Source organism: Leptolyngbya sp. CCY15150 (assembly GCF_016888135.1).
GTDB lineage: Bacteria > Cyanobacteriota > Cyanobacteriia > RECH01 > RECH01 > RECH01.
Window position 1 is genome coordinate 25,124 of record NZ_JACSWB010000218.1, and the last position, 17,375, is coordinate 42,498.

At 55.7% G+C, this 17,375-nt stretch carries 16 protein-coding genes; 11 read left to right on the forward strand and 5 right to left on the reverse strand.

The window, feature by feature from the left end:
* Positions 1–192 precede the first annotated feature (192 nt).
* From JUJ53_RS17400 to cysH, 5 genes are all read left to right on the forward strand, one after another.
* Complete coding sequence (locus JUJ53_RS17400; RefSeq protein ID WP_204153308.1) at positions 193–2,967, forward strand: bifunctional acetate--CoA ligase family protein/GNAT family N-acetyltransferase; 2,775 nt, start codon at positions 193–195, stop codon at positions 2,965–2,967.
* Positions 2,968–2,991: 24 nt separating this feature from the next.
* On the forward strand, positions 2,992–3,141 hold the full coding sequence (locus tag JUJ53_RS17405; RefSeq protein ID WP_204153309.1) for a hypothetical protein: 150 nt from the start codon (positions 2,992–2,994) through the stop codon (positions 3,139–3,141).
* A complete protein-coding gene (locus JUJ53_RS17410) occupies positions 3,138–3,731 on the forward strand; it encodes a DUF3177 family protein (protein ID WP_204153310.1) in 594 nt (197 codons plus the stop codon). Before JUJ53_RS17405 ends, JUJ53_RS17410 begins: the two co-directional genes overlap by 4 nt.
* Positions 3,732–3,954: 223 nt before the next feature.
* Entirely contained in the window at positions 3,955–4,257 is a 303-nt protein-coding gene (locus tag JUJ53_RS17415; RefSeq protein ID WP_204153311.1) for a hypothetical protein, read from the forward strand.
* Positions 4,258–4,594: 337 nt separating this feature from the next.
* Positions 4,595–5,353: a phosphoadenosine phosphosulfate reductase gene (gene cysH, locus JUJ53_RS17420; RefSeq protein WP_204153312.1), complete on the forward strand. Its 759-nt coding sequence runs from the start codon at positions 4,595–4,597 to the stop codon at positions 5,351–5,353.
* A gap of 3 nt (positions 5,354–5,356) precedes the next feature.
* Here cysH and JUJ53_RS17425 read toward each other — a convergent pair whose 3' ends face one another.
* The gene (locus JUJ53_RS17425) at positions 5,357–6,625 is read right to left on the reverse strand and encodes a site-2 protease family protein (RefSeq protein WP_204153313.1); all 1,269 of its coding nucleotides are present in this window, start codon (positions 6,623–6,625) and stop codon (positions 5,357–5,359) included.
* Between the two features lie 151 nt (positions 6,626–6,776).
* On the opposite strand from JUJ53_RS17425, the gene JUJ53_RS17430 reads away from it, so the two are divergent.
* Both JUJ53_RS17430 and JUJ53_RS17435 read left to right on the forward strand, forming a co-directional pair.
* Positions 6,777–7,700, forward strand: a complete 924-nt coding sequence (locus JUJ53_RS17430) for an ankyrin repeat domain-containing protein (protein WP_204153314.1) — start codon at positions 6,777–6,779, stop codon at positions 7,698–7,700.
* Positions 7,701–7,703: 3 nt separating this feature from the next.
* Complete coding sequence (locus tag JUJ53_RS17435; protein ID WP_204153315.1) at positions 7,704–8,543, forward strand: GNAT family N-acetyltransferase; 840 nt, start codon at positions 7,704–7,706, stop codon at positions 8,541–8,543.
* Here JUJ53_RS17435 and rsmG read toward each other — a convergent pair.
* From rsmG to JUJ53_RS17450, 3 genes are all read right to left on the reverse strand, one after another.
* A complete protein-coding gene (gene rsmG / locus JUJ53_RS17440; RefSeq protein WP_204153316.1) occupies positions 8,535–9,284 on the reverse strand; it encodes a 16S rRNA (guanine(527)-N(7))-methyltransferase RsmG in 750 nt (249 codons plus the stop codon). The two genes, JUJ53_RS17435 and rsmG, sit on opposite strands and share 9 nt — an antisense overlap.
* Before the next feature lie 64 nt (positions 9,285–9,348).
* Positions 9,349–10,017, reverse strand: coding sequence for an ABC transporter ATP-binding protein (locus JUJ53_RS17445; RefSeq protein WP_204153317.1), 669 nt, complete (start codon positions 10,015–10,017; stop codon positions 9,349–9,351).
* Positions 10,018–10,176 carry a hypothetical protein gene (locus JUJ53_RS17450; RefSeq protein ID WP_204153318.1) on the reverse strand — a complete coding sequence of 53 codons (159 nt, stop codon included), beginning with the start codon at positions 10,174–10,176 and terminating at the stop codon, positions 10,018–10,020.
* 226 nt (positions 10,177–10,402) lie between these two features.
* On the opposite strand from JUJ53_RS17450, the gene JUJ53_RS17455 reads away from it, so the two are divergent.
* The gene (locus tag JUJ53_RS17455) at positions 10,403–10,798 is read left to right on the forward strand and encodes a hypothetical protein (protein ID WP_204153319.1); all 396 of its coding nucleotides are present in this window, start codon (positions 10,403–10,405) and stop codon (positions 10,796–10,798) included.
* 297 nt (positions 10,799–11,095) lie between these two features.
* Complete coding sequence (aspS, locus tag JUJ53_RS17460) at positions 11,096–12,895, forward strand: aspartate--tRNA ligase (RefSeq protein WP_204153320.1); 1,800 nt, start codon at positions 11,096–11,098, stop codon at positions 12,893–12,895.
* A 273-nt stretch (positions 12,896–13,168) separates the two neighbouring features.
* On the opposite strand, the gene JUJ53_RS17465 is transcribed toward aspS, so the two are convergent.
* A complete protein-coding gene (locus JUJ53_RS17465) occupies positions 13,169–13,366 on the reverse strand; it encodes a hypothetical protein (RefSeq protein ID WP_204153321.1) in 198 nt (65 codons plus the stop codon).
* Between the two features lie 746 nt (positions 13,367–14,112).
* Between JUJ53_RS17465 and JUJ53_RS17470 the strand changes: the two genes are divergently transcribed.
* Both JUJ53_RS17470 and priA read left to right on the forward strand, forming a co-directional pair.
* A complete protein-coding gene (locus JUJ53_RS17470; protein ID WP_204153322.1) occupies positions 14,113–14,592 on the forward strand; it encodes a nucleoside 2-deoxyribosyltransferase in 480 nt (159 codons plus the stop codon).
* Positions 14,593–14,881: 289 nt separating this feature from the next.
* Positions 14,882–17,356: a primosomal protein N' gene (gene priA, locus JUJ53_RS17475; RefSeq protein ID WP_204153393.1), complete on the forward strand. Its 2,475-nt coding sequence runs from the start codon at positions 14,882–14,884 to the stop codon at positions 17,354–17,356.
* Positions 17,357–17,375 lie beyond the last annotated feature (19 nt).

Consider the following 17,375-nt stretch of genomic DNA (forward strand, 5'->3'; position numbering starts at 1 on the left):
TCTGATCTGGCAATCTTGGGTCATGCTTGCCCTAAGGTTCTTGCTGAACCATCGTGGGTCGTTATTGGTGTTCTACACTGCAATTCTTCGTCCATTTTCCTCTGCTTACTAAAGCTTTCCTTACAGGTCGTCAGTGCGATGAAAAAGGATCGCTACTATGCCTATGGGACTCCCTGTTAGGAGCAGACTATTATGACGACGCTTAGGCCACTGACGCCCACAACTGACCCCGCCTACGATATCCTCCGTGCCGATCGCCAACCGCTCAACGCCATCTTCAACCCCCAAACGGTGGCGGTGATTGGCGCAACCGATCGCGAAGGTAGTGTAGGCCGCACGATTCTTTGGAACTTAATTCGCACGCCCTTTGGAGGAACGGTTCTTCCCGTCAATCCCAAACGCAGTAATGTGCTGGGCATCAAGGCCTACCCAGATATTGCCTCCATCCCGGATGCCGTTGATCTAGCCATTATTGTCACCCCTGCGCCCACCGTACCTGGATTGATTCGAGACTGTGCCCAGGCAGGTGTTAAAGGCGTGATTGTCATTTCGGCAGGCTTCAAGGAAGCTGGCGCGCCTGGTCTGGTTTTAGAGGAAGAGATTCGCCAGCAACTGAAGACGAGCCAGATGCGGTTGATTGGGCCAAACTGCCTGGGGATTATGAACCCACGCACAGGTCTGAATGCCACCTTTGCCAACGCCATGGCTCGCCCTGGTAATGTGGGCTTTATTAGCCAAAGTGGTGCTCTCTGCACCGCCGTGCTGGACTGGAGCTTTCCCGAAAATGTGGGCTTCAGTGCGTTTATCTCCGTTGGCTCCATGCTGGATGTGGATTGGGGCGACCTGATCTACTACCTCGGTGATGATCCCCACACCCACAGCATCGTCATTTACATGGAATCGATCGGCAATGCCAGCTCCTTCCTGTCCGCTGCGCGGGAAGTGGCGTTGACGAAACCGATTATTGTCATCAAAACCGGGCGCACGGAAGCCGCTGCCAAAGCTGCTGCCTCCCATACGGGATCTCTCGCTGGGAGTGATGACGTCCTCGATGCTGCCTTCCGCCGCTGTGGCGTTTTGCGGATTGAGCGCATTTCCGAAATGTTTGACCTAGCCGAGGTGCTGTCGAAGCAAGATCGACGACCTAAAGGGCCAAAACTGGCGATCATTACCAATGCGGGCGGCCCCGGCGTCCTAGCAACAGACGCCCTGATTCGCACCGGCGGACAGCTTGCAACCCTGTCGGATCAAACCATTGCGGCGCTTAATGAGATCCTGCCGCCCCACTGGAGCCACGGCAATCCCATCGACATCCTCGGGGATGCTGAACCGGAACGCTATGCCAAGGCCCTAGAGGTAGCTGTGAATGATCCCAACAGCGATGGTCTCTTGGTGATCCTCACGCCCCAGGCCATGACCGATCCTAGCCGCACGGCTGAATGCCTAAAGCCCTACGCCCAGACGGCCAGTAAACCAATTATGGCCAGTTGGATGGGGGGAGATGAGGTCACCGCTGGGGAGCTGATGCTGAACCAGTCCAGCATTCCCACCTATCGTTTCCCGGATGCGGCCGCGCGGTTGTTCAACCTGATGTGGTGCTATAGCTATAACCTCAAGGGCATCTACGAAACGCCGGTCTTGCCGGAAGATTCAGATGCAGAGGCTCCCGATCGCGCCCTCGTGAACCAAATTCTCACGGCGGCCCGCCAGGCCAACCGCACCTTGCTGACCGAATCGGAATCCAAGCAAATCCTGGCGGCCTACCACATCCCCATTGTGCAAACGGGGACGGCTACCCACGCAGAGGATGCCGTTCAATGGGCTGAGCAACTGGGCTATCCCGTTGTTCTCAAGCTGTTGTCCAATACCATTACCCACAAAACCGACGTGGGCGGCGTGCAGCTCAACTTAACCGATGCCGATGCCGTGCGTTGGGCCTACCAAACCATTGAACGGAATGTCCAGGAAAAGGTGGGCGAAGGGCATTTCCATGGGGTGACGGTTCAGCCCATGATTACCCTAGAAGGTGGCTATGAGCTGATCATCGGCAGCAGCATTGATCCCCAATTTGGCCCCGTCTTGGTCTTTGGTACCGGCGGGCAGTTGGTGGAGGTCTTCCGCGATCGCGCCATTGCCCTACCGCCCCTGAATACCACCTTGGCTCGCCGCATGATCGAGCAAACTCAGATCTACAAAGCCCTACAAGGGGTACGGGGTCGTCTGCCGGTGGATCTCGATGCCCTAGAGAAACTGCTGGTGCGCTTCAGTTATCTAGTGGTCGAGCAGCCCTGGATTCAGGAAATCGACATTAATCCGCTGTTCGCTCGCCCCATGCCCGCCGATAGTGTATCTGGATCCTCGTTGATTGCCCTGGATGCACGGGTGGTGCTGCATCCTGCTGATGTGCCCACGGACGAACTGCCCAAGCCAGCCATTCGTCCGTACCCGACGCAGTATACGAGTCCTTGGACGATGCGGGATGATACGCCGGTGATCATTCGCCCCATTCGTCCTGAAGATGAGCCGTTGATTGTGCAGTTCCACACCACGCTTTCCGAGGAAAGTGTCTACCTGCGCTATTTCAACATCATGAAGCTGAGTCGGCGCATTGCCCATGAACGCCTGACCCGCATTTGCTTCATCGACTACGATCGCGAAATGGCTTTGGTGGCGGACTACAAGGATCCAGAAACAGGACACCACACCATTTTGGGCGTAGCGCGGCTGAGTAAACAGCATGGCGTGAATGAGGCAGAGTTTGCCATGTTGGTGAATGATGCATCCCAGCGCCAGGGCTTGGGCACCGAGCTGCTCAGTCGCCTAATCCAAATTGCTCGGAATGAAAAAGTTGGGCGGGTGACGGCCCAAATTCTCAACGAAAACCAGCCCATGCAGCGGGTTTGCGAGAAGGTGGGATTCAGTCTAGAGCGATCGCCCGATTTGGTGAAAGCCTATATTGATCTGTGACCTGCCAGATCTGGGACTGAAACCATGAGCCTGGGGGTGAGCGATCGCCCCCCAGCAGGGCCATTCAACAAAAACAACGGCAACGGCCCGGATCCCCAGTCGTTGTCGTTGTCGAGTACCATAGATGACTGGGCCAACCGGGTATTGATGAGTTTTAAGGATTTCAACGGATGACGGATGAGTTGCTGCGATCGCTCGTTTGGACAGATTATCGCTTGGCGGTCTTATTTGCCGTCCTAGTCCCACTCATCCTCTTGGTGTGGGCAGCGGTCAAAAAAGCCGAAGCCATCCAGCGGCTCCTGGTGATCTATTGGCGCGTATCCAGTCTGCTGGCGATCACCGTCTATCTCATGATTGGTGGATTGCCCCTCAGCTTTATCTCCGCCCTCGCTGCCCGCATTTTGATCCCGGTGGGGCTATGGTTCTGGGCCGACCTCAACGAAGAAATTGATGACCAGCGCCGCACCCCCATCAAACTAACCTTCACGGCTTGGCGCTGGGCCATGACCGTCTATATGGGTCTGGGAGCGATCGCCCAACTCCTGACCCTGCCCTGTGCCGTATCCCAAACCGCCTTTGCCGGCACCGCCTGTCAAGTGTGGCTTGAGGCTCCGCTGATCTTCCGAGACTTTTTCCACGGTGGCTCCAGTCGCGGATTTCTCGGCTTTTGGGGGATTGTCGGCCTGGTGATCTACGTGATTTACCTTGGCTACTTTGTCTTTGTTCGGCTGAATCGTCAGGGGCGATCGGCGGTGCAAGACTAGTACCGCAAGACAGAAGAACGAAGACAGAAAAACGAAAAGGAATGCCAGGACCCACAAGGTTTTTCGCTTCAGCAACTAGGTGAGTTACTTACGACTCAGAGCACTAGCTCAACACCGGCAACTCGATGTCGCGCTTGTACAGGTTTATAACGTCCAGTGAGTTGCCATGGTTTAACCACTTGGCGTTCTTTATATCAACCATGATGGAAGGGGGCTCTCTGCTATGGCAGCCACATCCCTAGGGGTTCGCCTAGAGAACTATACGTTGAAATGTCCGCAGGAAGTGCTGATGGTGCATGCCCAGCTTGGGGACGACATGGATCAAATTGTTATCTTCCGAGGCTTTTCCAGTTCCCTCATGCATCCCACCGCCTACGATCCCGACGTGCCAGTTTTGTCAGCCCAAGCTGACATTACCGCCATCGATCGCTTGGAGGGCCCCTACGATCCCAGCCAGCCTCGCTACCTGCAGCGGGGATTAACCCTAGGTGATATGGAGCAGTTGATGCAGGCTGCTGGCGTCTAATGGATCACCCAGCTCTATCCGGCGATAGTTGGTACTGGATCCTTAGTCTTGGTAGACTGGAGTATCTCATCCCTAGTGATGATACGCATCCAACGTAGAGCAACGAGTTTTGCAGATTGCGCCGTGGCTTCATGGCATGATCGATAGCAGATTACCTTTCCAAATCCAGAGACGTTGAGTGTCTATCCCAACAAATGCCTCTCTCACGGTTGCAGAGATGGTTGTCTCCGTCCATGATCGGGTTGGCAAAGGCGATCGCCTAAGTCTAGGTGAGACCTTGATTGAACAGAATGCGTGTGTAACAACGGGACTTCATGCAATTGAGCGAGCAATGCGTATGGTAGGTATAGCACTGGAACATCCCGACCTTGATCTAGATACTGTTAATCAGAGCTTGACGGGGTTGAGTGCAACGCGAATGGTTGAATGGGCCGCTGAAACGTTTCAAGATGGCTTGGTGATGAGCACCAGCTTTGGCATTCAGTCGGCGGTGATGTTACATCTCGTTACGTCGGTGGTGCCCACGATTCCGGTGATCTGGGTTGACACCGGTTATTTGCCAGCTAAGACCTATCGGTTTGCCGAACAGTTGAGCGATCGCCTCCAGCTCAACCTGAAGGTCTATCAATCGCCGATCAGTCCTGCCCGCATGGAAGCGCTCCATGGGCAGCTTTGGTCAAAAGATGATGTGGAATCTCTCAACGTCTACGATCAAATGCGTAAGGTTGAACCGATGCAGCGGGCCCTGCGAGAGCTAGGGGCAACGGCCTGGCTGGCTGGGCTGCGCAGCGACCAAACCGATCACCGCAGCACCCTGCGCTGGGTGAATCGCCAGCGGGGTCTTTACAAGATTTTGCCCATCCTCGATTGGCACGCCAAGACGGTGTATGAGTACTTGCAAGCCCATGATCTGCCCTACCATCCTATGTTTGATGAGGGCTATATGACTGTGGGCGACTGGCATTCGAGCCGGCCGATTACCGCCATGGATGACCATGAACGGGACACCCGCTTCCATGGTCTGAAGCAAGAATGTGGCCTGCATTTACCCCAAACGCCGGGGGAAGAAGAAAGCCTGAATTCTAGCTCCCTCTAGCCGCTAACGAATTTGGGCTGTTTGAGCGATCGCCACCAAGGGTAAGCGATCGGGGTAGGCTTGGTCTGCCTTAATCTGCTGGACAATCTCTTCGTTGATGGGTTGTTTGAGCCCCTTAGACAGTGCCCGCACAATATCGCCGCGATCGAGTAAACCTGCGATCGCTCCGGTTGGCGATCGCACGAGAAGCCATGGGTAGGGCTGCTGCTCTAGCCGATCAATAGCATCGGCTAGACATAGGTTCTCATCCACAATAGGTAAAGTCTCTAGGGGCTGAGTTATGGCACTCACGGGGGATCTGGCCCAGTCAGCAGAGGGGATCTGGTGCAGGTCGTCTAGCCGCAGCACGCCCTGATAGACACCCTCAGCCACCACAAAGCAGCAGTTGGGCGGCGGTTGTCCCATGAGGTAGCGATCGCCAAAGTCTTGTAGGGTCTGCGTTGCTTCAATGCTGATAAAATCTCGGGTCATCGCTTGGGAAACCGTTAGCCGCAGCAGCAAACTTTGCAGGGTGGCAAACTGCTGATGGGCATTGGCATGGCGCAGACCAAACCAGCCCAGCAAGGCAATCCACAGAACGCTCACCATGGCATAGCGGACGAGTAAGACCAGACTGAGGGCGATCGCCAATCCACCCAGTAGCCAGCCAGCTCGGGCCGCCCAGCGTACGCCTTGGATGCGGCTTCCCGTGAGTTTCCAGATGGCCGACTTGAGCACCTGACCGCCATCGAGGGGTAAGCCCGGCAGCATATTGAACAAGGCCAGCATTAAATTGATCCCCGCCAAGTTGGCCACCACCATTCTGCCCGGTGACCCGTTGGGCAGCAGGCCTTCCAGCAAAGCCAGCACCATGTATAGCCCAAAACTCATCGATGGGCCAGCGATCGCCACCTGAAAAGCCTGCCCCGGCGTTTTAGATTCTTGGCTGATCGTGGCCATGCCGCCAAATAGGAAAAGGGTAATCGACTGCACTGGAATGGCGTGGGAGCGGGCTACTAAACTATGCCCCAGCTCATGCAAAACCACCGATAAAAATAGCGCCAATGCCATGGTTAATGCAGCGATCCAGACCATCGTGGGTTGCCAATCCATCATCTGCCACGTTGTGCCATAGGCGTAGGTTACCACCGCCAGAATGATGAACCAAGAGGGGGCAATGAGAATGGGAATGCCCAGGATGGAACCAATGCGCCAGCCAGTGTTCATCGCTAGTATCTGCCTGCGATCGCCTCCCCCATTATGGGCGATCGCCTCGACGTTGTTGCTACCCATCTACTTCGTTGGCGCATTCTCCAACTTAAAACCTCAAGTATCCCCAGCAATTTTTTGAATTTCGCGATCCAGGCTTGTCTTGTGGGTACATTGAGGTCAAGATGGACTCACTTCAGTCTTTCTCTGCCTCTACCTTCAAACGCTAAGCATTATGGGTGTTTTGTTAAAGTGTGCTACCTGCGGTGGCAAAGTTTCATCCGCTGCCAAAGCCTGTCCTCACTGTGGAGAACCCGATTTTCATGGAGATGGCATTGCCGATTGCAGGGTAGACGACAAGACGCTTGAGAATGGCCTAGCGACGGTCTCATCGTCTCTCATGCCAGAAGCTGCTGAGGTCGCCGAGACACTGGCTAATGGCAGCACCTACCCCGAACCAGAGACCACCCTGCAGGTTGTGGAGACAGAGACGGTGGACGCTGAACCTGCGCCCGCGCCTACCCGATCGATTCCTCTGATCGTCCATTGGGCATCCCTCGGCTGTTTGTCCGAGATTCAGCAAAGTATCGCCGAGTTTCCCGACGTCAATGTGACCGGTGATGATGGCTACACCGCCCTCCATGCTGCCGCGCAGCAAGGACATGCGGAGGTGGTGCAGTTTTTGCTCACCCATGGCGCAAACTGCGGCGTGCGCTTCAAGCCCGATCGCCCCTCTCCCTACGCTGGGTTCACGCCTTTGATGCTGGCGGAAAAAACGGGAAATCACGATGTGGCTGAACTCATTCGCACCAAGATGGAAGCCGATCAGGCCCAGCGCATAGCCGCATCCCCACGCCCCCGCAGTCAGCATTCGCCCATCGCCAAGCAAGCGATCGCGGATGTGGCCGCCTCAGCGCGCCAGTCGCAGCCCCGTGTCGTTAACCACAACCATACCTTGGGCGACAAGCACCTAGACGTGGTCTATGTTTTTTCTAACCGCAGCGATCTGCAAACGGCTCGGCGCAATGGCAAATGCGAATGGCTGCAGTTTGAAACCCGAGCTGCCCTCCGCAAGCGTGGCTTTCCGCTGCAGATCTATCCAACCATCAATATTTGGTTTAAAGATAAGACAGAATTTTATGGCAACGAGGGACGATAGACGGTGACTCAGGACGACTTCATCATTCGTCAGATGACGCCAGCGGATCTAGAGCTAGCGTTAGATTGGGCGGCGGCAGAGGGCTGGAATCCAGGGCTAACCGATGCGATCGCTTTCCATCAAACTGACGCTAAGGGGTTTTTGATGGGGCATATCGGGGATCAGCCCGCGGGCTCCATCGCGGCGGTGCGCTATGGCGATCGCTATGGCTTCCTTGGCCTCTACATTGTGCAACCGCAGTGGCGCGGGCGCGGCTATGGGATGCAGCTCTGGCAGGCAGGGCTACAGATCCTCGGCGATCGCACCTTGGCCCTAGACGGCGTTCTGGCCCAGGTGGACAACTACCAAACCTTTGGCTTCAAAACTGCCCATCACCATATTCGCTACGAAGGGTTGGGAGAAGCCTATGCCAAACAGGCCGGCGTTGTGCCCCTGCGAGATATTCCCTTCACCACCCTGCTGGACTATGACACCCAGCATTTCCTCGACCGCCGTCCCACCTTTCTACAGGCCTGGGTGGGTCTCAATGAAGGGTATGCCTTTCTAGAACATGGGCAACTTCTCGGCTACGGCGTCATTCGGGCCACCCGCCGAGGTTTCAAACTTGGCCCCTTGTTTGCCGACCGGCCAGCGATCGCCCAGGCCCTCTTCCAGGCATTGCTCACCCATGCCATCGGTCAACCGGTATTTCTCGACTGCCCCGATGCCAATCCGGAGGCGATCGCCCTGGCCGAAACCCACGATATGAAACCCGTGTTCACCTGCGCCCGCATGTATACCCAAGCGCCACCGCCCCTGCCCCTGGCTAAAATTTTCGGCGTCACCACCCTAGAGCTAGGCTAGTAAGGGCTGCTGTTTGGGAATGCCCACGGCACGGGGATAGGCTGCGGGCGTAGCCGCCACTTTGGTGAGGTAGATACTATGGCGCACGCCTTGGGTAATGGGGGTCTCAAAAGCATCCACCTGAGCGATCGCCCCGCCCAACTGCCGAGCCACCGCCTGCAACTGCTGCTCCTCCTCCACTGTCCACTGCCCGCGATAGAGCACCACCTGCCCCCCCAGCTTCACCAAGGGCAGGGCATATTCAGCGCAGGTGGCCACCGATGCCACTGCCCGCACCAGTACCCAGTCGTACTGTTCCCGGTGGGTCGGCAAATGACCTAGGGTTTCCACCCGACCCACCATGGGTATGACGTTGGTCAACTCCAACAGCGGCAGTGCTGCCTGCACCACGTCAATCTTTTTGCGGGTCGAGTCGAGCAGGGTCAAGTCCCAATCTGGACGAGCGATCGCCAAGGGCAACCCCGGAAAGCCGGCCCCTGTGCCCACATCCATCACCCGCGCTGGCGCTGCATTGGCCAACCCCATCCCCACCCCCCGCAAAGAATCCCACAGATGCTTTTCCCAAAAGTCGAGGGGCTCGGTAATCCGCGTGAGGTTGACGTGCTGGTTGGCATCGAGGATATAGGCATAGAGGGTCTGAAACTGATCCTGCTGGGCAGGGGTAGGTTGCCAGGCAAGAGTCTCTTGCCAGATATCGAGCTGGCTGGGCAAGGAAGCGGTAGAAGGCAAATCGGACGTCATAGCTAATAACAAGAGGTGGTTTATGAGGGGCGATCGCCCACTGGATCGTGAATAGAGAATGTCTTTAAGCCATCGATGAATCGAGACTGGGCGCTAGGGTGGCGGGATCGGCGACCTGTAATTCTCCATGCTGCATTGTCCAACACCGGTCAGCGATCGCCAGCAAGTCTCCCGGTTCATGGGTGACAATCAACAGCGTCCAGTCTGCCTTGAGCACCGATAGTAAACTCACCAACTGTTGACGCATTGACCAATCTAGCCCCGCCGTCGGTTCATCCAGCAGTAAAAGATAGGGTTGGCGAATCAGTTGCACAGCCAACGCCAGGCGACGCTGTTGCCCACCGCTGAGAGCATGAGGATTGGCCGACAGCGGTAGATGGGCCAAGCCAACCTTTGCTAGGGTTTGCTCCATCGTTTCCCGATTCAGCTCCGGATGCCCAAGGCGCAGCTCACTCAGCAGCGTGTTGCCACAAAAATGCCGTTCTGGAAACTGAAAGACGAGCCCTCCTAGATCCTGGAGCTGATCGGGGGAGAGCACTTGGCTGCGCCAGCGAATCCGTCCCGATGTTTTGGAGGCTAGGCCTGCCAAAATTTCTAGCAGCGTACTTTTGCCAGAGCCACTGGGGCCAATCACTAACCCCAGTTGTTGGGGCGCTAGCTCCAAGCCAATGGACTTAAGGATCGGCTCAGCAGTAGCCGCTGGATGGTAAGACAGGTTCTCAATGTACAGCATTCAGATGTCCAGAATTTCAGGTCGTTCACGCAGTTTTCGGAGGGGCGATCGCCTTTTAGTCTGCCAAGATGCTTCTTGCTGCCAAGATTTGGGTCGGCTTAGGTCTGCATCATGGAGAGCGATCGCCAGCTTTTCTATTCTAGGGCGACGATCTGGCACATTCCCTACCCCCGATTTCCCACAGGCAAGCTAAAGTAAGGCCAAGCCTCCTCCGCTCCATGGCCAGATCCCAGTGTAGACTCCAGCCAAGGGTTCGCATCCCCATCGATGACCTGATCGATTCCATGATGCCCAACGCCCTATGCCATGGGAATGATGCGCAGGAGCGCCATTGCATGAATCCTAGTATGGAAACCGCACGATAGCATTACCAAGGAGCAATTCTATGACCTCTGATTTCAACACTCCCCAAACCCCTGTGGTGCTAGATGACGATTCGTCAGCGACTCCGGCTGAGCTAGCAGAGGTGAAAAATGAAACCCAGGCGCTGATTGAAGCCATTCGCGCCAAGGCTCAGGTGGAAGCACAACAGGCCGGTGAGTTCACGCGGGAAGCCTATTTGAGTGCCGTGCGCCGCACTCGCGAAACCGTGGAACAAACCAAGCTGTTTGATCCCGACAAAATTGAAGAGTCTATCAACACCATCCACAAAGAAGCTGAGAAAAACTGGCAGACTATTGCCCAAGAAGTGCAAGATTTTGGCGATCGCCTAACCGAAGCCGCCAAAACTGCCTGGGATATTCTCATGGGCCATGACAAAGATACGACGCCCAAAAACTAGACTAGGGCGTGCATCGGTTGACCATAAAGCAACCTGGGGCATGGCTAAGCTGTGCCCCATTTTTTATGAGTTGCGATCGCTCACCGATCTGAGCCGGACACAATGCAGGATAATAGGAAGGTTTGATTATCATGGGGACACTGGCCGTGCCTTTCCCTAGAACAACAGCCGATCCAATCTGGAGGGTTAACCGTTTCTAGGATTGCAGCACCCTGGATAGTGACGATCTCAGGTCAGCGCACCAGGTCTTCCTCCGTCTCCGTTCGTTTCACTTTGGCAACCGTTTCAACTCTAGCTATGCGAAGTCATTACTGCGGTCAACTCCGTCCTGAACATATCGGCGAAACAGTTACGCTCTACGGCTGGGTCGATCGCCGTCGAGATCATGGCGGGGTGATTTTTGTCGATTTGCGCGATCGCTCTGGCATCGCCCAAATTGTCAGCGACCCAGAACGGACACCCGCCTCCTATCCTGTGGCTGAACAGGTGCGCAATGAATATGTGGTGAAGGTGACTGGACGTGTCACCCAGCGGCCAGCCGAGTCCCTCAATCCCAAGCTCCCCAGCGGAGGCGTGGAAATTTATGCGGACGAGATCGAGGTGCTCAATGACGTCCGCAAGCCTCTACCGTTTCAAGTATCGGTGGCGGAGCAAGACTCGGTGCGGGAAGAACTGCGGCTGAAATATCGCTATCTTGATCTCCGCCGCGATCGCATGGCCCGCAATCTCCGCCTGCGCCATGAGGTGATCAAGGCCATGCGCCGCTTTTTGGAAGATCAAGAAGCTTTTATTGAAGTCGAAACGCCTATCCTCACCCGCTCCACCCCTGAAGGTGCAAGGGACTATCTAGTGCCCAGTCGGGTGAATCCGGGGGAATGGTTTGCCCTGCCCCAGTCGCCCCAGCTCTTCAAGCAAATCTTGATGGTGTCCGGGTTCGATCGCTACTACCAAATTGCTCGCTGCTTCCGCGATGAAGACCTCCGGGCCGATCGCCAACCGGAATTCACCCAGCTCGATATGGAAATGAGCTTCATGACCCAGGATGAAATTCTGGAGCTGAATGAGGCCATGGTCTGCCATATTTTCAAAGCAGTGAAGGGCATCGACCTACCCCGCCCCTTCCCCCGGCTCACCTATGCTGAGGCCATGGATCGCTATGGCTCCGACAAGCCCGATACCCGCTACGGTCTGGAGCTAGTAGACGTATCCGACTTGGTGAAAGACTCTGGCTTTAAGGTGTTTTCAGGGGCGATCGCTGCTGGCGGCATGGTGAAAGTGTTGCCGATTCCCGGCGGCAATGACGCCATTTCCAACGTCCGCATCAAGCCCGGTGGCGATCTGTTTAAGGAAGCCAACGAGGCGGGGGCTAAGGGGCTGGCCTACATCCGCGTGCGGGACGGCGGCGAGATTGACACCATCGGTGCCATCAAAGACAACCTCAGCGATGAGCAAAAGCAAGAGCTTCTGGCTAGAACCGGAGCCCAGCCGGGACATCTGCTGCTCTTTGGGGCAGGGGATGCCGCGACGGTCAACAAAACCCTCGATCGCCTGCGCCAGGTGATTGCGCGGCAGATGAACCTCATTGATCCTGAGAAGCTCAACCTTCTGTGGGTGACGGACTTCCCCATGTTTGAGTGGAATGCTGATGAGAAGCGCCTAGAAGCCCTGCACCATCCCTTCACTGCGCCCTTCCCCGAGGATGCCCACGACCTGAAAACGGCCCGAGCCCAAGCCTATGACATTGTGTTCAACGGCTTTGAAATTGGTGGCGGCAGTTTGCGGATCTATCACCCCGATCTACAGGCTAAGGTGTTTGAAACGATTGGTCTATCCGACGAGGAAGCCCGAGGTAAATTCGGATTCTTGCTGGAAGCCTTCGAGTATGGCACCCCGCCCCATGGCGGCATTGCCTATGGTCTCGATCGCTTAGTGATGCTCTTGGCGGGCGAAGAGTCGATTCGAGATGCGATCGCCTTCCCCAAAACCCAGCAGGCCCGCTGCTTACTCACCGAAGCTCCGTCTGGCGTAGACCTGAAGCAACTCAAAGAACTGCATGTGGCGTCTACCCATAAGCCCAAGCCCACGGCTGCAGGTTAATTATCCATCCTATAGCTATTAAAAATGCGATCGCTCTGTACTATCAGGCGATCGCATTCTTTTTATACAGCTTAAACAGGAGATGAATGCTGGTTTTTACCAGGGATATGAATGCTTTAGGGAGACGATGGGCAATGTTAAGTCAGGTTTACTGACTGCCCAGTTAACGTGCCTAACAGACCCTTTAGCCGTTGGGAATCTGTTGGCACTATAGGTGAGGAGTAGACCGTGGTCTAAACTATCGCTTAGATGACCATCGATCCGTGACGATCATTACTGAGCAGGAGCTGCTTCCTCAGCACCTTCCTCAGCACCTTCTTCCATCTCTTCGTCCATGGCTTCTTCCTCAGCTTCAGGAGCAGCTTCTTCGGTGGTTTCAGGAGCAGGAGTGGTCTCTTCACCGGCTGCACAAGCGCCAACGGTAGTCGCTAGGGTTGCAATCAAGGCCAGAGACATCATTTTGAATTTCATGCGAGTGTCCTCCCGATGTGTAATCGGCTAGTTAAGGTCTGGTTAAATCGTATTAAACAATACAACAAATTATGTCAAATGACTATCTATCCAAAGATAGGTATTTCAAATAGGTCTAGGGGATGATACATAGATTTTCCTGAGCTTGACAAGTCCGAATGGTGTCCACAAGCAATCCCCATAGACGCATCCCCATAGACAAATGACGAGGTGTTGCTTAGGCAAGGCGGTGTTGTATTGACCCAACCTAAGTAGGTGATACTACCAAGCTGCTCAGTCTATGCCTGAGCTTAACGTGTAGGCTAGGGGAAGTCCTGAGTAGGATAACAAGCTAGGAATAGACTTACAGGACGCAGCGGGTGATACCAGGTGAGACACCTGTACTAGCCAGATTAGATCATGGAGATATGCTTTAAACCAAGTATAGCTACAAGTATAGCTATGATGCGAGTAGATAGACAAGCTATCCTCGTCAAAGATAAGTACAGTGTTTCTATTGATACCGACTGAGTACTTGCTGGATGCCGCCAGTCTGCCATCTCCATAGGGCTGGAGACAAGGGTTAGTCGAGGTAAGATGAAAGCTATGCCCTAGGCAATACCATCTAGAAAAGTCAGTCCATGGACATCCTGATGGATATGACTAGAGATAAGTTATCAAGCTATCCTGTATCATTTCGTCGCAAGTACTTAGATCCTGCGCTACACTGGACGCCACGATACATGTCAAGCTACAAGCGATCGCCCATGACCCCACTCACTCCATGGATCTACTTTGCCGGCCCCCTGTTCACCGCCGCCGAGATCGACTTCAACGCAGCGATCGCCACGGGGTTGCGGGCAGCGGGCTACTCTGTCTATCTGCCTCAGGAGGAATGTGCGGGCACCACCGATCCCCACGAACTCTTCCAGATCTGCGTTCGGGGCATTGATGGAGCAGCGCTGATGGTGGTGATGTTAGATGGTACGGATGCTGATTCAGGCAGTTGCTTTGAGCTGGGCTATGCCTACGCTAAGGGAATGCCGGTGGTTGGTGTACGCACTGACTTTCGCGGTAGCGGTGAACATCTGGGGCTCAATCTCATGCTCACCCACAGTTGCGATCGCCTGCTGTTGACTAGTCTGCATCCCCAGCCCGCCAATCCTCGCATCCGCTATCGTGGACCCAATGACCCCATTCTGCCACTCCTGCTCGACTTGCTCAGGGGCTATTCTGAGCTAACTTGAGTGCAAGTGATGAGCGAGATGGTGCGTTACGGCTTCGCCTAACAGCACGCTACGTGAGCAGAGAATTCTATGGATAGGTGGTCATGAATGCGTTACGAGACGGTGCGTTACGGCTTCGCCTAACAGCACGCTACAGCTGATCTAGGTTTTTAGGATCGCCCATCCCCAGATCACCCAACCCCCATGTCATCCGCAATTGAACGGTTTTCTAGCGTCCCACAACAAGCTAGATTCGGTAGGATGCTGGGGAAGACCGAGGTTCGTGATGACTAATCCTGTCTGTATGCCGATGGCGATTGCCGCCTTGCCAACCGTTGCCGAAACCGTTGCTCAGTATGGCGCAGCCTCCCGCTGGATTGAAGTCCTTGTGGACTGTCCGGGCGCACCGGGGCTCTATACCTACGCTGTGCCTACGGAGCTATGCATCAAACCCGGAGATATCCTCAGCGTGCCTTTTGGAGCGCAGCAAATGGGGGCGATCGCCCTGCGCTGGGTGGAACAGTTGCCGGAGGGTTTGGATCTGAAATCGGTGCGGTCGGTCGATGACGTGATCAGCGCGGCTTTCTTCCCGCCGGGCTACTGGATTTTGCTGCAGCAGGTGGCAGATTATTACCAAACGCCCTTGATGCAAGCGGTGCGCGTGGCCTTGCCGCCAGGTATTTTGGGGCGATCGCAGCGACGCATTCGCCTTAAACCCGACGCTATTCCACCGGGCGCTACGGAATTTCTCTCGCCGCCTGCCCAGCAGGTGCTGCAGGTGCTGCAAAAAACCGGCGACTATACCTGGACGTACCTCCAGCGCCAGGGACGTGGGGCGCGGCGCGGCATTCAAGAGCTGCTGAGACGCGGCTGGGCTGAAAGTTATCTAGAGGCTCCGGCTCCAGTTCGCCCCAAGCGCCAGCAGGCGGTGGTGTTGGTCAACGATATGGGGGATGCCAATCTCAGCGATCGCCAGCGGGAAATCATTGAGATTCTCAAACGGCGGGGCGGCGACCTGTGGCTGCAAGAACTTCTGCAAATCTGCCATGTGAGTTCTTCAGTGGTGAAAACCCTAGAGCGCAAGGGCCATGTGGTCATCCAGTCGCGGGAGGTATTGCGCACCGTATCGGGCCAGGCCCAGCCCGACCAACCCAAACAGCTTACGGCAGCGCAACAGGCAGCCCTGAGGGCGATCGCCCAAGGCCAAGGCAGTCAACAGTGGCTGCTGCACGGCGTCACTGGATCGGGCAAAACGGAGGTGTACCTCCAAGCGATCGCTCCGGTGTTGGCTAGGGGACAGTCGGCCCTAGTTTTAGTGCCAGAAATTGGCCTGACCCCCCAGCTCACCGATCGCTTTCAGGCGCGGTTTGGCGAAAAAGTGCGGGTCTACCACAGTGCCCTATCCGATGGCGAGCGCTACGACACCTGGCGGCAGATGCTGCGCGGCGATGCCCAGGTGATTGTCGGGACGCGATCGGCGGTCTTTGCTCCCCTGCCCAACCTGGGCTTAATTGTCCTGGATGAAGAGCATGACGGTAGCTTCAAGCAAGACCAACCTGCGCCCTGCTACCATGCCCGCACCGTTGCCCAATGGCGATCGCACTTGGTGAACTGTCCCCTCGTGTTAGGTTCTGCCACTCCCGCCCTCGATAGTTGGGTGGCGGCTCAGCCTAGCTTATCGGATGCCCTGCCCTCACCCATGCAGTATTTATCCTTACCCGATCGCATTCAGTCGCGCCCCATGCCGCCCATCCAGGTGGTAGACATGCGCCAAGAATTTAGCACTGGCAATCGCTCGATTTTTAGCCGCCCTCTACAGCTAGCCCTCGAAGAATTACAGAGCACCCAGCAGCAGGGACTCTTATTTATCCATCGCCGTGGCCACAGCACCTTCGTTTCCTGTCGCGCCTGCGGCTACGTGATGGAATGCCCCCATTGTGATGTATCCCTGGCCTACCACCACACCCACGCTGATGCCCAAGCTACTCTACGCTGCCACTACTGCGGCTATGGGCGATCGCTGCCGGAGGTCTGTCCATCCTGCACATCGCCCTACTTCAAACAGTTTGGTAGCGGCACCCAGCGGGTCATGCAAGAGCTACACCATCGCTTTCCCAATCTGCGCAGCCTTCGGTTTGACAGCGACACCACCCGCGCTAAAGATGCCCATCGTACCTTATTGACTCAATTTGCCCAAGGTGAAGCAGATGTGTTAGTGGGTACCCAGATGCTCACCAAGGGCATTGATCTACCCCAAGTTACCCTGGTGGGCATCGTGGCAGCCGATGGGGTGCTCAACCTCGCCGACTACCGCGCTAGTGAACGGGCGTTTCAGACCCTCACCCAAGTCGCTGGGCGAGCCGGGCGGGGCGATCAACCTGGTCGGGTCATTCTACAAACCTATAGCCCAGAGCATCCTGTCATCCAAGCCGTCCAGCAACAGCAGTATGCTTCCTTTATCCAAGAAGAACTCGACCAGCGCGCTGCGTTGAACTATCCACCCGTGGGACGGCTGATCTTACTGCGCCTCAGTAGCTTAGATGCTGTCGCCGTGCAGCAAGCCTCCATGGATCTGGCCCAGATCATCCAAGCCCAAACCACCGAGGATTGGCATCTGCTGGGGCCAGCTCCCGCCTCGGTTACCCGAGTGGCCCAGCGCTATCGTTGGCAGATCTTACTCAAAGGATCCAGTCATGCGATCGCCCCTGATTTGCAAGGATTGCGATCGCACCTCTCCCCCGTCGTCAGCCTCACCATTGACGTAGACCCATTGACTATCCTGTAGGTTTCCTGGTTAGTATTCT